This is a genomic window from Vibrio sp. Isolate30 (assembly GCF_022397975.1).
GTDB lineage: Bacteria > Pseudomonadota > Gammaproteobacteria > Enterobacterales > Vibrionaceae > Vibrio > Vibrio fortis.
This window is the reverse complement of record NZ_JAKEUS010000001.1, coordinates 1623644-1640581: the sequence shown is the minus strand read 5'-3', so window position 1 is coordinate 1640581 and position 16938 is coordinate 1623644. Positions and strand designations below refer to the sequence as shown.

General features: G+C 45.1%; 15 protein-coding genes. 7 read left to right on the top strand and 8 right to left on the bottom strand.

The genetic code is table 11. From position 1 onward, the window contains the following. Window positions 1-43 precede the first annotated feature (43 nt). The gene (locus L1D60_RS07125; RefSeq protein ID WP_239840391.1) at window positions 44-847 is read left to right on the top strand and encodes an MBL fold metallo-hydrolase; all 804 of its coding nucleotides are present in this window, start codon (window positions 44-46) and stop codon (window positions 845-847) included. A gap of 130 nt (window positions 848-977) precedes the next feature. Here the strand turns inward: L1D60_RS07125 and L1D60_RS07120 are convergent, their stop codons facing one another. Together L1D60_RS07120 and rimK are read right to left on the bottom strand one after the other, a co-directional pair. Next, window positions 978-1403: a RimK/LysX family protein gene (locus L1D60_RS07120; RefSeq protein ID WP_239840390.1), complete on the bottom strand. Its 426-nt coding sequence runs from the start codon at window positions 1401-1403 to the stop codon at window positions 978-980. A gap of 64 nt (window positions 1404-1467) precedes the next feature. Beyond that, window positions 1468-2373: a 30S ribosomal protein S6--L-glutamate ligase gene (gene rimK, locus L1D60_RS07115; RefSeq protein ID WP_032550186.1), complete on the bottom strand. Its 906-nt coding sequence runs from the start codon at window positions 2371-2373 to the stop codon at window positions 1468-1470. 604 nt (window positions 2374-2977) lie between these two features. On the opposite strand from rimK, the gene L1D60_RS07110 reads away from it, so the two are divergent. Continuing rightward, the gene (locus L1D60_RS07110; protein WP_239840389.1) at window positions 2978-4735 is read left to right on the top strand and encodes an SgrR family transcriptional regulator; all 1758 of its coding nucleotides are present in this window, start codon (window positions 2978-2980) and stop codon (window positions 4733-4735) included. Here the strand turns inward: L1D60_RS07110 and L1D60_RS07105 are convergent, their stop codons facing one another. Beyond that, window positions 4736-6634: a methyl-accepting chemotaxis protein gene (locus tag L1D60_RS07105; RefSeq protein ID WP_239840388.1), complete on the bottom strand. Its 1899-nt coding sequence runs from the start codon at window positions 6632-6634 to the stop codon at window positions 4736-4738. Between the two features lie 318 nt (window positions 6635-6952). On the opposite strand from L1D60_RS07105, the gene L1D60_RS07100 reads away from it, so the two are divergent. From L1D60_RS07100 to L1D60_RS07085, 4 genes are all read left to right on the top strand, one after another. Further along, window positions 6953-8005 carry an MBL fold metallo-hydrolase gene (locus tag L1D60_RS07100; protein ID WP_239840387.1) on the top strand — a complete coding sequence of 351 codons (1053 nt, stop codon included), beginning with the start codon at window positions 6953-6955 and terminating at the stop codon, window positions 8003-8005. Window positions 8006-8204: 199 nt separating this feature from the next. Beyond that, window positions 8205-8711, top strand: a complete 507-nt coding sequence (locus tag L1D60_RS07095) for a DUF6515 family protein (protein WP_239840386.1) — start codon at window positions 8205-8207, stop codon at window positions 8709-8711. A gap of 100 nt (window positions 8712-8811) precedes the next feature. Further along, a complete protein-coding gene (locus L1D60_RS07090) occupies window positions 8812-10188 on the top strand; it encodes a Na+/H+ antiporter NhaC family protein (RefSeq protein ID WP_239840385.1) in 1377 nt (458 codons plus the stop codon). A gap of 135 nt (window positions 10189-10323) precedes the next feature. Next, on the top strand, window positions 10324-11397 hold the full coding sequence (locus L1D60_RS07085) for an AraC family transcriptional regulator (RefSeq protein ID WP_239840384.1): 1074 nt from the start codon (window positions 10324-10326) through the stop codon (window positions 11395-11397). Between the two features lie 16 nt (window positions 11398-11413). Here L1D60_RS07085 and L1D60_RS07080 read toward each other — a convergent pair whose 3' ends face one another. The 3 genes from L1D60_RS07080 to L1D60_RS07070 all read right to left on the bottom strand — a co-directional run bounded on the left by L1D60_RS07080 (window position 11414) and on the right by L1D60_RS07070 (window position 14847). Further along, a complete protein-coding gene (locus L1D60_RS07080) occupies window positions 11414-12430 on the bottom strand; it encodes an alpha/beta hydrolase (protein ID WP_239840383.1) in 1017 nt (338 codons plus the stop codon). A 124-nt stretch (window positions 12431-12554) separates the two neighbouring features. Then, on the bottom strand, window positions 12555-12938 hold the full coding sequence (locus L1D60_RS07075) for a hypothetical protein (RefSeq protein ID WP_239840382.1): 384 nt from the start codon (window positions 12936-12938) through the stop codon (window positions 12555-12557). A gap of 196 nt (window positions 12939-13134) precedes the next feature. Further along, window positions 13135-14847: an RluA family pseudouridine synthase gene (locus L1D60_RS07070; protein ID WP_239840381.1), complete on the bottom strand. Its 1713-nt coding sequence runs from the start codon at window positions 14845-14847 to the stop codon at window positions 13135-13137. Between the two features lie 192 nt (window positions 14848-15039). Here L1D60_RS07070 and L1D60_RS07065 point away from each other — a divergent pair, with 192 nt between their 5' ends. Continuing rightward, window positions 15040-15492, top strand: coding sequence for an NUDIX domain-containing protein (locus L1D60_RS07065; RefSeq protein WP_239840380.1), 453 nt, complete (start codon window positions 15040-15042; stop codon window positions 15490-15492). A 35-nt stretch (window positions 15493-15527) separates the two neighbouring features. Here the strand turns inward: L1D60_RS07065 and L1D60_RS07060 are convergent, their stop codons facing one another. Beyond that, entirely contained in the window at window positions 15528-15809 is a 282-nt protein-coding gene (locus L1D60_RS07060) for a putative quinol monooxygenase (RefSeq protein ID WP_239840379.1), read from the bottom strand. Between the two features lie 7 nt (window positions 15810-15816). Next, complete coding sequence (locus tag L1D60_RS07055) at window positions 15817-16263, bottom strand: hypothetical protein (RefSeq protein ID WP_239840378.1); 447 nt, start codon at window positions 16261-16263, stop codon at window positions 15817-15819. Window positions 16264-16938 lie beyond the last annotated feature (675 nt).

Sequence of the window (16938 nt, the reverse complement as noted above, 5' to 3'; positions counted from 1 at the left end):
TATTGTATAGGTCTGACCAGTTAGCATTGAACAAGGAGTCGTTTTGCAACTGCACACAATTAAAGGGTATATCCAAGACATGTATTTGGTGGAGTACCCTGACCGTTTGTTATTGCTTGATGGCGCATGCCGAGCAGATATCCCACATTTGAAAACCTTTATTGAACAAGATTTAGGGCGAAAGTTTCATCACTTACATACTGTTGTAGTGACGCACATGCACCCAGACCATGCAGGGGCTGCACATAAGTTGCGAGACTTAACGGGGTGTAAGTTGGTGTCGGCTGACAGAGAGTTCGATTGGTATGCACGTTGGGATGGAATGCTGATGCACCTGACTGATTTGGCGTTAGCGCGCTGGATGGCTAACCGATTAGGTCGGCCAAAAGCCAATCTTTGGTATTCGCGTAAGTTAAAGCCAGATTATAAGTTGTCGGACGGTGAAACCATACCGGGCTTTGATGATTGGGTAGTATTGGAAACTCCCGGCCATACCGATCGAGACCTGTCTGTTTATTGCCCATCTGAACGTTTAGCGTATGTGGCCGATCTCATGGTCGAAGTAAAACAGAAGTTGATCCCGCCATTTCCTATTTTTCACCCCAACCAATATCGTCACTCTGTAGAGCGAATCTACGACCTTCAATTGGATACTTTGCTGGTGGCACACGGAGGTCAGGTGGCGTTCGATCAACCTGCGTTTGAGCACCTGCTTGTTAGCGCTCCACGTAGACCTGTCACGCATTGGAGAGTCACCAAAATCAAATTTAGGAGTTTACTGAAATCGATTTGGCGTTTCGGTTTTAGTGACAAGCGCAAAGGCAAAAACGACAAAAGCCAGTCTTAAAGACTGGCCTCTGCAAAGGGTGGTGCTCTTGATTCACTCAACGGTGCGTATTCGGCAAAATAGCGTGTGAGTGTATCGTTAACTGTATTATTCAGTTTTACCCTAGAAATAGCGTCGTGGAGCAACGCTATTAGTTGAGCAAGAAAGACTCACTTGGGTCGACAATTACTTTATTGCTCATGCCTTGGCGACCAAGCAACATCATGTATGTCATATCTTGACGGTTGCTCAGCGTTAAATCGATAAGCCACTGCTCACCACCGATACGCAACAGCGTCTCAATCACACAGCGAGTTTCTACTTCACCATTAGACGATTTGATTTTCTTGCTCGCTTTTAGTTTCGCGGTGCAACGTACCGTTTCTTCTAGGTGGTATACGTCAGGGTGTAAGTCAAACTCCACGTAACGTTCACCATCTTCTTTAAAGCAAAGAAGGTTATCCACGTGTAGAGATGAGGTTTTTGCCCCTGTGTCTACACGTGTATGTAATCCTGTTATCCCTAACTCAGGTAAGCAAAGTGCTTCAGTGTTCCCTATGATCATTTTGTTGTTCATAATTGTTCCAATCATCAGTTAACGGCTTACATGGTTATTTTAACCGTTTTAATCTTTTCTAATATCAGCCTTTACCGCGAGTACGGTTTGCATTTGGTTTTGCATTCTTTTCGATGAATTCGAAAATCATGTCAGCCACATCTTTACCTGTCGCTTTTTCGATACCTTCAAGGCCTGGAGAAGAGTTTACTTCCATTACAACAGGGCCATTCTTAGATTGTAGGATATCGACGCCACATAGGTTCAAGCCCATGATTTTTGCTGCGTTGATTGCTGTAGCGCGTTCTTCTTTAGTCAACTTAACTAGTTGAGCTGTACCGCCACGGTGTAGGTTAGAGCGGAACTCACCTTCGCCAGCTTGGCGTTTCATTGCTGCAATCACTTTGTTACCTACTACAAAGCAACGGATATCTGCACCTTTTGCTTCTTCAATGAACTCTTGAACCAAGATGTTCGCTTTTAGGCCCATGAATGCTTCAATTACGCTTTCTGCTGCTTTGTTGGTTTCAGCCAATACCACACCGATACCTTGAGTACCTTCAAGTAGTTTGATAACCAAAGGCGCGCCACCCACGTTCTTGATCAGATCTTGGATCTTGTCAGGACGGCTAGCAAAGCCAGTTTTTGGTAGACCAACACCTTTACGAGACAAAAGCTGCAGTGAACGTAGCTTGTCGCGAGAGCGGCTGATCGCAACCGATTCATTGATACAGAAAGTACCCATCATCTCGAATTGACGTACAACCGCAGTACCGTAGAAGGTAATGGAAGCGCCAATACGTGGGATCACTGCATCGTATTGAGGCAGTTCTTCACCCATGTAGCGAATCTTCGGATTGTTACTCGCGATATCTATGTCACAGTGCAACGTGTCGATAACATCGACCTGGTGACCACGAGCTTCTCCAGCCTGCTTTAGACGAGCGGTAGAGTATAGATTTTCGTTGCGAGAAAGAATTGCGATACGCATGGCGTTTCCTTAGTAAATACCTGATTGGTATGTGCAAATTAGTAAGTTGTTTTTAGGTCCTCGGTCTATTTCCAGAGGCTCCTTGTTTGCTTCGGGGCGAACCTTAAGGCTTTTCGAACAACTAAGAAAACGAATTAAATTTGTCGAGTCGACAACAGAAATTTATGAAGGGTTTGAGTTATTGGTACATAAGGGGTGAGGGTGCTTTTTCTGAGATAAATGCGAGTCGAAACCAAACTCAGATTGGGGGTAGGAGCAGTTTAAGTGGTGTTCGACTCGCGTAGCTTGGCGAGAAAAAGTGTACTGGTTAGTGGATCAACATAGCTCTAAAAGTGCACGAAGCGCTTCTTTTTCAAGCTCGCTTTTGGTGCGTAGAAATTGAGATAGATAGTGTTTTCTCATTGGTCATTGTCTCTGTTTAGTTGGTTGAGTGTTCTTTAACGATTGTTTCTTTTATGGGGGTATTTTTGACGATAATAAGGAAGGGATAAACAGATGGTTTATTTCATTACCTTTCCTGTTTTTGTAATAAATGGAAGATTTCTTGTTTAGAAGCTCTATAATTGCGCTTATTAGGAAGCCGAATTAAAGAAAGGTTCTGATTTTGTCTGATGTAAATATGATGCGTTATTACGCAAGGCTGACATCATTTGATGCTAATGTCCCGCATGCCGTCACCTTGGCTGAATTAGCGGATTTGATGTTTACCAGTGTTAGGCATGCTCGAACTTTGCTTGGACGTATGCATCAAGCCCAATGGGTGGTGTGGGAGCCCAAAGCTGGTCGGAATCAGCGTTCTAATCTGACGCTGCGTTATGACGTGCAAGGATTAAACCGACATATCGCAAGTAAGTTAATTGCACAGGGTAAATACGAAAAAGCCTTGGCTGTGCTTGATGATGATCGCACTGTGTTTGGTTCTCTGCTGCAGGAAACCTCGGGGGTAACCTTGAGACAAGGGTTATTGCACGTTCAACTGACTTATAAGCGTCGGTTTGAAGCACTGTTCCCTCACCATATTCACCGCAGTAGTGAACGCTTCCTATTAAGACAAGTTTTCAGCTGCTTGGTAAGTTGTAGCAGTGAGGGCGTGCTTAAGCCTGAGCTTGCCCATCACTGGGACTACAATGGTGAGACGCAAACTTGGACCTTCTATCTTCGACCTGGATTGACCTTTCATAACGGCCAGCTTATCGATGGTGAACAGCTGGTGTTGTTGTTTGAACAACTAAAGTCGCACTCCTTTTATCAATCAGAACTAGAGCACGTCGAACAGGTTTATAGCGATCAGCCGCTTCGTCTTTGCTTCAAACTCGCTAAAGCAGATACGGGGTTTGCAGGCTTGTTAGCGGGGGTGAAGTATTCGATTCAACCCGCAGCACAACTACAAGGTCTGATTGCCCCAAATATTGTTGGCAGTGGGCCGTTTATGATTGCAGAGCATGATGCCGAGCGAATTAAGCTCAAGGCATTTGAGCACTTCTTCAGTACTCGCTCGCTCACGGATGAAGTGACGATTTGGCAGTTTGAAGAAGAGCTCGCCAAAGTCACTAACTTTGATCAAAGTGAAATTCAGGTAGCTCCAGAGGAAGACGCATCCTGTTTTCACCAGTTAGGTCGTGATGTGATGGCGAATGAGACAGATGAACAGTACAGCCGCGTTGAAGATGGTTGCTTGTTTGTGCTGTTTAACTGCAATGCAGGACAACAAAATCTCAGTGTTGAGCAGAGGCAGTTTCTAGCCGATTGCTTTCAACCTAACTTAGTACATGAGCAGTTAGAGGTGAACCGAGGTATGTTTGGCTTACAACACGCCAAGAATATATTGCCTCGCTGGAGCCCAGTGTATCGCATGCCAAGCTTACCTTGTGCGTTACCGCGTAAGCTAACCATCGCAGTTTATGACTACTATGCTCTGTATCGATGTGCGGTGAGTATTGCTGATCTGCTAAGGTTTCAAGGCGTTGAGGTCGAGGTGAATACTTACAGCTTTCGTGAGTTGACCCAGCGTTCACAGACCAATCAACTTAGCGAAGATTTGATCTTGTGTAACCTAAATCTAGACGACAATGCACCATCCTCTCTTTTCTCTTGGTTGATGAACGATCCTGTGTTGCATTCAGCTCTCGGGCAACAGAGCAGTGACTGGCTTAAGTCGCAGCTCGATCAACACAAAGCATCGGTCGAGCTTGAAGATTATCTTGAGCGCTTAGAGCCGATTGCGACCAGCCTAGTCAGTGACTACCGCTTGCTCCCGCTATTTCATCACCTTCAAACGGTAAGGTTCCAGGGGATCCTCAAGAATGTAGCCATCACCAATTGGGGATGGCCAGAGTTTAAGGATGTGTGGTCGGTAGATTAGCTAGCACTTAAATTGGGAGACCAAACTTGTAAGGTGCGTCGCTTTAGCTCGTAATCGGGTGCACTCTAGCGCGGTCTTTTCCACCATAAGATCGTTCTCGCGAGCAATCTCTGAGATACCTGAAATATGAGGGGATATTTCGTTGATTACATTCGATTGCTCACCCGTTGCCGAAGCTATCTGGACATTCATCGCATTCATCTCATCCACACTCATAGAAATACTCGACAGCTGTCGCTCTGACTTAGAAGCCTCACTTTGACACTGCGTACCAAGATGGGTACTGGATTCAATCGCTTCTACGGCTTGTTGAGTACGCTGTTGGAGCTGGTCGATAATGCCTCGTATCTCTTCGGTAGAAGCTTGGCTGCGTGAAGCGAGCGTTCTGACTTCATCGGCAACTACTGCAAAGCCTCGCCCCTGTTCTCCCGCTCGCGCTGCCTCGATCGCAGCATTCAGAGCGAGTAGGTTAGTCTGTTCCGATACACCATTGATGACATCTAGAACAGTGTCGATGGAGTTGGCATCGTCAGCGAGTTGGTTAATGATTGAAGTGGTATTGCTCAGCTGTTGGTTCATGTGCTCAATGCTTTCGGAAGTAACAGACACGGAGTCTTGGCCGATGTTGATCGCGTTAGATGCGTTCGTGGCACTGTCGGCTGCAACATTGGCATTTTGTGCGATCTCATCCGAGCTTGCCCCCATTTCGTGAATAGCGGTTGCGACTTGCTCTATTTGACTGGTCTGTTGTTTCAGATCTTGTTCCATCGATTGAGCCATGTGGTCAACGCTTTGAATCGATTCTGATATCTGTTTGCCTGTATTGGATACATCTGTCAGTAGGTGACTTAAATACTCAACAAACTGATTGTAGCCATTGGCTATTTGGCCTATTTCATCATGACGTGAGTCGTCTAAACGGCGTGTCAGATCGCCACCCCCTTTGCCTATTTGCTGAAGAAGCTCTGCAACCTCGACGAAAGGAAGCAAGAGTTTATTGGTTGCCCAAGCTGCGATAGGGGTATAGACAACCGCAATCAGCAATGCCATGACAATGATGGTTTGGCTGAACCCATTGAGCTCTTCTAAAACATCGGCTTTAGGGAGCTGAGTAATTAGCGTCCACCCAGTTCCCTGCATTGTTCTCGAACCCAATATTTGTGCTTTATTATCGATGGTGCTTTCAGTAACGACTGTGTTGGTTTGGGCCAGTAATTGCGTCGCATTGACACCTAACTCTTCAAGCGATGTCCCTACTAAAGCTGGCGTCGGGTGAACCTTTATGACACCTTGCTGATCAACCAGATAAACAATTCCTCCGTTGCCAACACTGTAGTTGCTGATTAATTGAGTAATACTCTCTAGCGTTAGCCCAATACCTGCCACTCCAACCCGCTTGCCTTCCTTCATCACCGCATAATTAACAAATAGAGTAGGGGTGTTGGTTGCACCGTCTATATCGAGAGAAAGTTCAAATGGCTGGTTTGATTGGATAAATTGATAGAACCACTGATCTTTATTGTCACTCTGAGAAACCGTCTTTAACACACCATTGTGAGTGTGGTACTCACCCGTTTCGAGCGACACAAAGTAAGCGCTGATGGCATTGAACTCGTTTTTGATGGTCGTAAGGTAGCGACTTAGATCACTTGTCGATACTGATGAGGAGTTGATGAGTGGGGATAAGGTCATCATTTTGGACGCAAGAATTGGCGCCTCTAATTTGAGGCTGATTTCGTTGCTTACCTCACCTAATAATGCAGGAAGTTCTCTATCAAAAGTTCTGTCGATCAAAATCGATCGACTCGATTGAAAAGAGTAAATACCCATTAGGCTTATTATAAAAAGCGCAGCGATGATCGTCGCTAAGATCGCTTTCATTCGTATAGTGAGATTCAATTTAGACTCCTTTCCAAAAACTCTCGGCAAATTGTTTGTAAAATAAATGTTAATTAAATTCTGACCTTTGGGTCAATAATTTGTTCTTGGAAGTGAGGGTTGAGCGATATTTATACAGTTCCACTTTAGCCGTGAACCAAACAGGTGATCTAAGTTCTACTCATAATTATCTGATTTTAAAAGAGTATTCAAATTGAGATGAAAATGGCATCAATAAAATTACACTCACTGGTTTACTTTTGATGTTTTGAATGTAAACTCATCGGTGTAGTTTACTTTTGGGTCAGCGATCCAGAACGAAAAGAAACTGAGAGTTGAATGAAAAAATATCTATTACCGATTGTAGGAGTACTTGCCGTGGCAGCGACTGTAACCGCATATTCAAATTCGAGCGAGAAGCTTGATAACTTGCCTAAGAAGTTTGCAAACAGCGAGCTTGAATACAAATCAGGTATGTCAGATATCTTCTCTATCCTTAAAGCTTATGTCACCGTTGAACGCAAGGAACCGGTTCCTAAAACTGCGTTGCCTTTGATGCCGATGACCAAAGAGCAACTGGTTGAAGAGCAAGAAGACGTTGTGTATCGCTTAGGTCACTCCAGTATTGCGATGAAGCTGGATGGAAAATTGGTGATGATGGATCCTGTTTTCAGTGATCGTGCGTCTCCTGTGCAGTGGATGGGACCAAAGCGTTTCCACCCAACTCCAATGTCAATCGAGCAACTGCCTGAGGTTGATGTTGTTGTTATCAGTCACGACCATTACGACCATTTAGATAAAGCCGCTGTGACGGCACTGGCACAAAAAGTGGAAACCTTCCTAGTACCACTGCGTGTCGGTGCAATGCTAGAGAAATGGGGTGTCAACAAGGAGAAAATCGTTGAGCTGAATTGGTGGGAGTCTGTCACTGCAGCTGGTATCAATTTTACGTTCACTCCTACTCAACACTTCTCTGGCCGTGGTTTGCTCGATCGTGACCAAACCTTATGGGGCAGCTGGGTGATTGAAGGTCGCGATAAGAAAGTATTTTTTAGTGGTGATTCTGGTTACTTTAACGGCTTTAAAGAGATCGGTGAACGATTTGGTCCATTCGATCTTACTATGATTGAAACCGGTGCTTATAACTCACTGTGGGCAGATATCCATATGTTCCCAGAGCAGAGTGTTCAGGCTCACATCGATCTAAAAGGTAAGGTGATGATGCCGATTCACAACAGCACCTTTGATTTATCAATGCATGATTGGCAAGACCCTCTTGAGCAGGCATCGACTATCAGTAAAGAGCGCGGCGTAGAGATCACCACACCGATCATTGGCGAGCGTTTGCAACTGGCAGGAGCGGTTGAAACCAAAGCGTGGTGGAAGCTATAACCACACTTAGGGTCGAGTGTGGCTGGAAAGCTGCGGCATAACCTCATTGAATATTTAAGCCATCGATTGTGTTCAGTCGGTGGCTTTTGTGTATTGAGTGCAATTAAGCGCGTCTCTTTACGCAGCTTTACGTTTGATTTACGTAGGCTGATATTCGGATTGATAAAATGAACAGATTATTTAGTTCTTGGTGATCATTATGTTTAAAGCTCAAGCCGTAAGAAGTGCAACCTTCGCCTTGGTTGTTGCCGGTCTTATTTCTCCGCTGTCTGCAAGCGCGAAACCTCACTCTGTCTATAAGCCCTCGAAGAAAATTGTGGTGGTTAAACCTGTTTATCGACCAGTCAAAAAAGTGCCGAAATATCGCAGCTACTATCACTACAAAATGCCAAAGCACACCAGTTATATTGTGTTGGCTGGCATCAGCTATGCGGTGATTGATAATGTTTATTACAAACGCAGTGGTGACCAATATATTTATATCGAAAACCCACCGGTGACTTCATCGTCGACGTCCATAGCGACAACAACGACCACAGCTGAATCTTCAAGCTCAATGTTGGATGTCGGGAGCTTGGTCGAGAAGTTACCTTCCGGTACGACAACTGTGACCATTGATGGTACGACCTTTCATGTAAATGGCAGCGACTGGTATGCTCCGATTGCAGGTAGTAAACAATTTGTTATCGTTGAGCCCCAGCTATAGCGTAAATCTACTTAATATTGGACATTTAGACGTCTAGACGTTGACAAGTCTCAAAGGTGGGATTAGTCTGCTGCCCTCCTGTTCTATAGTAGTTTGTTCCATGTCTAATTCTAAACACTCAAATGCGCAAATCGCTCCGAGTGCGGTTGCGCTGATCCCGCTCATTATCTTTCTTGCTCTGTTTATCGGAGTGGGGAGTTATCTCTCTTATCAAGGCGTTGATTTTGCGTTTTATCAGCTGCCTGCGCCTATCGCGACCTTACCAGCGATTATGGTTGCCTTGCTGATCAGTAAAGAGAAAATCAACCGAGCCATTGAGCATTTTATGCGTGGTGTCGGGCATCCAGACATCGTGGCGATGTGCATGATCTATCTTTTAGCTGGCGCATTTGCAGCTGTGGCTAAAGCATCGGGTGGAGTAGACGCGACAGTAAACCTTGGCTTGTCTTCCATTCCAACAAGCATGATTCTACCGGGGATCTTTTTGATCTCAGCATTCATCGCAACCGCGATGGGCACGTCAATGGGTACGATTGCGGCGGTTGCGCCAGTTGCTCTTGGTATTGCCGACTCTTCTGGAATGAGCCTTCCGTTGACGGCCGGCGTGGTGCTAAGTGGAGCAATGTTTGGTGACAACTTGTCGATCATTTCAGATACCACGATTGCAGCGACACGCTCTCAAGGCTGTGAGATGCGCGATAAGTTCAAGGAAAACATTCGTATTGCTCTTCCTGCTGCACTAATTGCTATCGTTATTTTCGCTATGAACAGTACCGCAACACAGGTGCCGGACACGGGTGAAATCGAGTGGCTTAAAGTGATGCCTTACATGGCGATTTTGGTGTTCGCTGTCTCTGGTATGAATGTGTTCGTGGTACTGACCATCGGTATTCTTCTAGCTGGCTGTGTGAGCTTAGTGGGGGTCGATAGCTATAGCCTGACGGACTACGGACAGGATATCTATTCGGGCTTTGGCAACATGCAAGAGATTTTCTTGTTGTCGATGTTGATTGGTGGTCTGAGTGAGCTAATGCGTCGCCAGGGTGGTCTTGCCTACCTAACTAATCTCGTGAGTAGTGTGATTCGTGCTTTTGGCTCTAAGCACTCTAAACAAGCGAACGGTCGTGCAAGTGAGCTAGGTATAGCTGGTTTGGTGTCTATGGTGAACATGTGCACGGCAAATAACACAGTTGCGATTATTGTCTCAGGCAGCGTTGCTCGCCAGTTAGCGGAAGAGAACGATGTTTCACCGCGCCGATCGGCAAGTTTATTAGATATCTTCTCTTGTGTGATTCAGGGTGTGTTGCCGTACGGCGCTCAGGTGTTGTTATTAGGTTCGGTGTTTAACCTATCACCGCTAGAGATCGTATCTAACTCATACTACTGTTTTGCATTGGCTATCGTGGCTGTGATTGCTGTATTTATCAAGCACCCAGCTCGTCAAGCTTCTGAAGCTAATAGTAGTAGTTTAAGCTAAGTAACAATTCGCTGTGAACGAAGGCTCCTTGATGGAGCCTTTATTACATGTGGTGAATGGATTACCATAAACGCAAGTTGTCAACGCTATGTATTCAGCGCCCTAAGTTGAGTAATTAGTTATTAACATGGAACTTTGATGCTCGCCATTCCCTTACCATTTATCGCTGCGCTGCTATTATTCATGACAGCTGTGTCGCTTAGATGTCGCTATCCACAAACCAGTAAAAAACCATTTTGGTTTATCACCCTATGTGCGTTGATGATGATTATGGTGGGACTACGATGGACGGTCGATATTGCGCTGTTTCGTTTTCTGCAGCCAATCTTTGGCGCGAGCATACCAGTGGCGGCTTGGCTCTGCTTTGCGGGGGCTCATCGAAGTAAACCTAATACATACTTGCATTGGTTGGGCCCTATCGCTGTTTTGGTGTGCTCATTGTTATATCAGCATATTTGGGCTGGAACTGTTGATATATTACTGATCTCGTTATATCTCAGCTACGGAAGCTTGTTGCTGAAATCATCGTTCAGCGTGCCAGAACAAGTCCGATTATCCGACGTATCGAAAGTGGCGGTTGCGGAACGAGTTGCTGGTGGGCTTCTTCTGTTTTCCGCTTTGGTTGATGGCGTACTCTCTTACGATATCCTGTTGTCGAGTGCGCAACATACTAACCTGATACTATCGATTAGCTATCTTGTGCTTATTCCTGCAATTGTAGCCGCGGTGATGGTTGTCAGTATGAGTACACCATCTGCGACAGAGCACAATCCACTTGATGTTCGACCTTCAATGTCTGACAGCTTGTCTGAAGAAGCAGATACGCAAGCTAGATTAGCGAGTGGTTCGGATGAGGACAAAACTAAAGAAACCGTGCAGATTATTGCTAAGTTCGATGCGTTAATGACAGAGCAGCAAATATTCAAGGATCCCGATTTGTCACTCGATCGGCTGGCACGAAGGTTAGGTATCCCTGCTCGCAAGATATCGTCAGCGGTTAATCAAACTCACAACCAGAATATTTCGAAAGTGATTAATGCCTATCGAATAGAGCACGCTAAGACTCTTCTTCAGCAAAGTGATAAAGCGATAACAGACATCTTTTTGAGTTCAGGCTTTCAAACCAAGTCCAATTTTAATCGCGAGTTTTCAAGAATAACTGGGCAAACACCGAGTGAATTTCGAAGTTCGCCACAAATGTCAGATTGAACTGGGTTGCTTTTGCTTATCGGTTTAGAAAGTCCACAATGTCACTCACTATCTGTTGATGCAGTGTGTGGCGTGATGTGCCTTTACCGTCCTTACAAATAATGCCATCACCCGGTACTTCATCCTCAAGCATCACTTCTGCCCCAGGTTTACAGACTTGAATAAAGCTAAAATGTGTCGCGCTTTCATAGACCTTGTAGCGTCTTGAATTTATAGGCATATGCTCGGCAATGTAGCCAGATTCTAATACCTGAGGCAGATCCCCAATATCAACGCCCGCTGCCAGTATTAAGGTTGGCACTGCGATGTCACTCAAACTCCGGGCTGAGAAGCTACGAGCAAGTCCTAAGTCGAGGCTGACCACTCGATGAATTCGCGGATCAGAGAGGTCTTTATTGCTTGGTTCATGACCTTGAACACTGGATAGCCCCAATTCTTTAGCAAGTCCGCAGGTTCGTGGATTTGGATATGTCAAACAACTAGCTTCAAAGGTTGGCCTATTCAATCTCGCGCCAGCCAGTTGCATCACAGTCCAACCACCTAGAGAGTGCCCAATTGCGGTGACATTATCGTTATTCACAGACTCTTTCCATTGCGAATTGGTTATCAAATAATCGAGAGTACGTGATATGTCCCGAGGTCGTTCCCACCATTTGGCCGCTTGTTGTGGAGATTGGTCGAATGAGGTTGTTCCGGGATGGTTAGCGGAGGCAACGATATAGCCACGCTGAGCAAGTTCTGTGGCTAACCAGTTTTGGTTTCGCCAGTTACCTCGGTAGCCGTGTGATATCAGCACCACTGGAAAATGGCCAGATTGAATTTGGCCACCTTTGATAACTTGTGTCCCTACAAAGGCGGGGTTATCACCAATTAAGCTTGAGTCCGAAGCATCTTGTGTGGGGTACCAAATAGCAGTGTTCAGTGGACGAGCAGGATCATCTGTTAAAGTGATTTGAGAGAATCCAACACCAGACGCGATCGCGGAATGGCAAAAGAAAAGAAAGGGGGCGAACAGTAAATGTGTCCATTTCATTGTTTTAACTCCAATTGATGTAACTGGAGTTAATGTGCGTTAAAGCGAGTAATGGCGAGACCTAAAACACGATCGAGGACGCCCTAAATCGTGTTTTAGTACAAATTTATCCACTTGGTGTTGGTTATCTGCTTCTAGGACGCTTTTCTACCAAGCCGTTTCTTTCCAAGCCACGTCTTACGCTACTGCATAGCTTGCCAAAACGACGCAGCTCTTCGAAGTTTGGCCCTTGTCCGATTGAAATGCTGTGCTCCCAGTACATCAATTCTGTGTCGACCATTTCAAGCAACTTCTTAGAACAACCTGAACAGTTTCCTTTAGGCCCACAGATAAACGTCTCAGACTCGTACAGAGGGAGTTCGTTTTTCACTTCTTCGATGAGATTCAACATCGCTGAATTGAGGTCCGGTTTTTTGGTCGTGATTGGCTTTAAGTTTGCTGGTGCTTGGGTGGTAGCTAAACGGGACGTTTGTGTATTGGGTTGTAAATTCAAAGCAGCTGATGACATATCAAAGGCCTCAAGGGGAGAAGAAGGTGGGCATACTACTCCTCATCAAGAGATCAATCTTGATTTAGTGCAACAAGCACAGAGATATATCCAAAAGAGGTAGATGAAACAAGGAGAGCGGATGGATAGCACTGCGAAAAGTGGAGCCACAGACGTTGTGACTCCTAATTGTTCAGGTTCAGTTGGTAAGAACTCGTTAGAATTCTGCCTCGAACTGGAATGTCATCCACTCATGAGTAATCGGATGGCTTAGGCATAACTTCTCGGCATGAAGATGTAGTCGGTCAGCTTTGTGGCCGTAGAGGACATCGCCAACGATCGGCATATTCAATCCCTCTTCATGAGAGCAGTGTACTCTTAATTGATGAGTTCGCCCTGTTTTCGGGTGGAGATAGACTTTGGTTTTGCCATCTCGGCGTTCAATCACTTCCCACTTAGTTTCTGCAGGTTTGCCATGTTCGTAACAGACGATTTGACGTGGACGGTCGTAAAGGTCACCGCGAAGAGGTAGGTGAATATAGCCTTGAACTTGCTCTAAGTTACCTTCAATTAAGGCGACGTAGCGTTTTTCTACTTCACGAGTAATGAACTGTTTTTGTAGGCTTTTATTGGCTCTACGAGTGAGTGCGAAAACCAGTATACCTGAGGTGGCCATATCCAAGCGGTGAATCACGAACGGCCCTTCGACGTCAGGAAACTGCTCCTCAACGCGTGTGTAAGCCGAATCTTTAATGGTTTTGCCTGGAACCGACAGAAACCCTGCTGGCTTATGCACCACAACAATATGTTCATCTTGGAACAGGATATCGAGCTCTTTGCCCTCAGCCGGATTCTCTAGCAACGGGTTTGGGTCGACTTCAAGCCCTTTCATCATGTGACCAAGGATTGGAACACATTTGCTCTGGCAAGATGCGTAGTATTTCTTGTGTTTACGAACTTCTGATTTTGGTGAACGCCCCCACCAAAACTCGGCCATCGCTAATGGTGTATAGCCATGCAGATAGGCGTATTGCAGCATTTTAGGGGCAGCACATTCTCCTGAGCCTGCTGGTGGTACTGGGTTAGTTAATGGCGCGAAGATATGGTTTAAGTCTTCCGTTTTACCTTCAGCATTTAGAAACGCGTACTGAGCGAAAAGTTTATGCTGTAACTGATGAGAGATAGATGCGCGTTGTTCCTTTAGCTGCTCCAGCTGCTCAGTATAGACATCGATTTTAGATTGTAATTCAGCCAGACGAGTATCCCAAGTAAGCTTAAGGTGCTTCTGTTGGTTTTTGTCTGCAACGCTGGCTTTACCAAGTTCCACACTTAGTTGTTCAAAAGCGGTTTCATCGAGCTCTAATTTGCCTTGCTCACGCTGTTGTTTACGAACCTTGCGACCTTCGATGACTAACTGGCGTTGTGCCTCGTTCTCATGCTCTGCTTGTGCCTTATTTTGCGCCATTTGTTCACACAGTGCTAAATAGGTTTCATCTGATTTCAATGCTTTGTATTTTGCATTTACTGCCATCATGTCAGCAGTATCTTGATGAAAGAAGCTGTCGCTGTTTAACATATCAAACACGGGCGGCACAAAGTGTGGCAACAGGTTTTGGTCAGCAATCTTGCCAGAGAATGCTGAAAAGTAACCAATCTCGCCTTGTGGGTTACGAACGATAAGCACGCCAAACATTTTGCCTCGTCCTTCATCCGATTCTAGGCCGAAGTCGTGTTGCCAATCAGTTTGAGTCTCAAGGTGTTCTTGAAGCTGCGCAGAGGCGAGTTCACAAAGAGGGTGGGGCTCGTAGTAAAAAGGAAACGTAAAGCGTTCTGGCAGAGTGTATGACTCAATCGATTGGTTGAATCGGGTAAAGCAGTTTTCAGGAGTGTGTAGAAATTCTGAAGCTTGCGAAGAAGTCGATGAGTGCATAGCGTGTCTTTTTACCTAATGGGTGAAATCGCAGGGAGTTCGATGTTAGGCGGCCGATTCTACCCCTTATCGATAGGCGCCTCAAACTTGTTCAATGAGAACACGGATCTTTTTGCTGCATTGACTGTTTAAGTGGTAACAAGTTCGAGCCAACGTGATATGCTGCTGCGTTTTATATGAACAGGTAAGCTTATGATTCCACTAAATACTTCGATTGTTTCCGGTGTGGCTCTATCTGAAATCGATGGCCAGATGAAAATGCTCTTGATGAAGCGCGTTAAGGGGGGCTTTTGGTGTCATGTGGCGGGCTCTATTGAGCGCGGTGAAAAGGGGTGGCAAGCGATTGTACGAGAATTCAAAGAAGAGACAGAAATTGACGTGCAAGCTTTGTATAACGCTCAGTTCCTAGAGCAGTTCTATGAGCCCAACGTTAACGTGATCGAGTTAATTCCTGTCTTCGCTGTAGTGTGTCCACCAAATCAAAATATACAGCTAAATGAAGAACATACGGAATATCGTTGGTGCACGTTGGAAGAAGCAAAACAGCTCGCTCCGTTCCCTAACCAGCATGCTGTTTATGATCATATTTGGGCGTACTTTGTTAATAAAGCGCCCAATCCACTTTACCGTGTTAAGTTAGCTTAAGTCTCGCTAAGTTACCGACTTTAATCCTTTTAAGATTAGCTATTGCCTATGATTTGGTAGTGGCGCTTAACCCTGTGAGTGATCTTTCCCCAATCTGAACTTTTGACGCGGCTTTGGTGCGTGTCAAAAGCTTGCTGATCGACAAACTCTTCATAAACACTGAATCTGCATGGATTATTTGGGTCTTGCGTGACCTCAAATAGCAGGCAGCCCTGTTCTTGGCGAGTAAGTGTCATGTGGGTTGGTAGTGCTTCGAGGACGGCATCAAGGTCACTTGTTGGAACTTCAATGTGTCCGGTTAAAATAATTTTAGACATTATTAACTTAGCTTTCCTCTGTTACGCGTTCCAAATACCAATGACCTCGACAAGGGCCGTTTGTGAGGTACCAATCGCCTGTTACCTTATCAGCCGAAACTGTTCCTGAAAAGCGATAGTCCCACTGTCTATGGTTGGCATACAAAGTGAGTATGTGAGTGTCTTCGGCAACCCAGCCTTTGAGTGACGTGCCGTTATAGGTGAGGCGCAGTGTTGCTTTACCATTCTCGATACGACCTGTGATTGTTGTCCGTTCACACAAGTTGTTGTTGGTCGTGTTAATTCGTCTACCAACCCAGTCACCATCGAAGTTGTTGGTGACGTTGTAACTTGGGGTCTCTGGAAATTTAGGAAAGGATTCTGAATTGCCGGATTTGAACCAACCAACTTGTTGGCCGAAGAAGACAAACAGGATAAAACCAACCATGAGTGCTAACAGTAAGGGTTTTTTCATCGACAGATCCTAGGCTAAGCGCAAAGTTGCTTAGGCGGCTTAAATAGACTCCAACACTTGATTAAGCCCATAAATTCTTTGTAGAGCAATGATATAGCCAAGTTATGCGACTTGGTTTGCGAATTTGGGGTGGAAAAGAGATCAAGGTCAATTCTGGTTTCATTAAATCGTATTGAGTTTGAAATATATTTGTCACTCAGCCAATTTAGTGTTAGATATGAAACTTAGCTCAAAGGAATGAAGTGAGCTATAGTTGATAACAATGTCATGTTTTGATGCAACAGGTACTGCACACTCTTTTTATTTTGTGATGTGTATCGTTGATCTGGCCATAAAACACAGTTAGATTCGAATAGTTGGCAAATAAAAAAGCTCATGAAGAGCAGTCAAACGGAAAGGATATAACCCTTATGAAAAAAATGAGAAGAGCACAGCTTCATCGCGTTCGTATTCAATACTGGAAAGACACAGCGAAAGAAGCTTCAAAAAAATAAGCTTGTTAAATACAGCTTAAATTAGCCATATAGGCATTTCCCCCCTTGTGCGCAGATAGGTGACTCGTGACCTAAGCACATAACCAACCCAGAGCTGGTAAATCTCGTAACAGATTCAACACTGCCAGCTCGATTATTTCCCTTTACGATTATTTCATTCAGCAACACACTTTCTTAGTAA

What these genes read in the sequence shown, in the direction of transcription:
- L1D60_RS07120 (WP_239840390.1), bottom strand. Translation starts at nt 1,403, where the DNA reads ATGAACAACAAAATGATCATAGGGAACACTGAAGCACTTTGCTTACCT.
- rimK (WP_032550186.1), bottom strand. Translation starts at nt 2,373, where the DNA reads ATGCGTATCGCAATTCTTTCTCGCAACGAAAATCTATACTCTACCGCT.
- L1D60_RS07100 (WP_239840387.1), top strand. Translation starts at nt 6,953, where the DNA reads ATGAAAAAATATCTATTACCGATTGTAGGAGTACTTGCCGTGGCAGCG.
- L1D60_RS07095 (WP_239840386.1), top strand. Translation starts at nt 8,205, where the DNA reads ATGTTTAAAGCTCAAGCCGTAAGAAGTGCAACCTTCGCCTTGGTTGTT.
- L1D60_RS07090 (WP_239840385.1), top strand. Translation starts at nt 8,812, where the DNA reads ATGTCTAATTCTAAACACTCAAATGCGCAAATCGCTCCGAGTGCGGTT.
- L1D60_RS07080 (WP_239840383.1), bottom strand. Translation starts at nt 12,430, where the DNA reads ATGAAATGGACACATTTACTGTTCGCCCCCTTTCTTTTCTTTTGCCAT.
- L1D60_RS07075 (WP_239840382.1), bottom strand. Translation starts at nt 12,938, where the DNA reads ATGTCATCAGCTGCTTTGAATTTACAACCCAATACACAAACGTCCCGT.
- L1D60_RS07070 (WP_239840381.1), bottom strand. Translation starts at nt 14,847, where the DNA reads ATGCACTCATCGACTTCTTCGCAAGCTTCAGAATTTCTACACACTCCT.
- L1D60_RS07065 (WP_239840380.1), top strand. Translation starts at nt 15,040, where the DNA reads ATGATTCCACTAAATACTTCGATTGTTTCCGGTGTGGCTCTATCTGAA.
- L1D60_RS07060 (WP_239840379.1), bottom strand. Translation starts at nt 15,809, where the DNA reads ATGTCTAAAATTATTTTAACCGGACACATTGAAGTTCCAACAAGTGAC.
- L1D60_RS07055 (WP_239840378.1), bottom strand. Translation starts at nt 16,263, where the DNA reads ATGAAAAAACCCTTACTGTTAGCACTCATGGTTGGTTTTATCCTGTTT.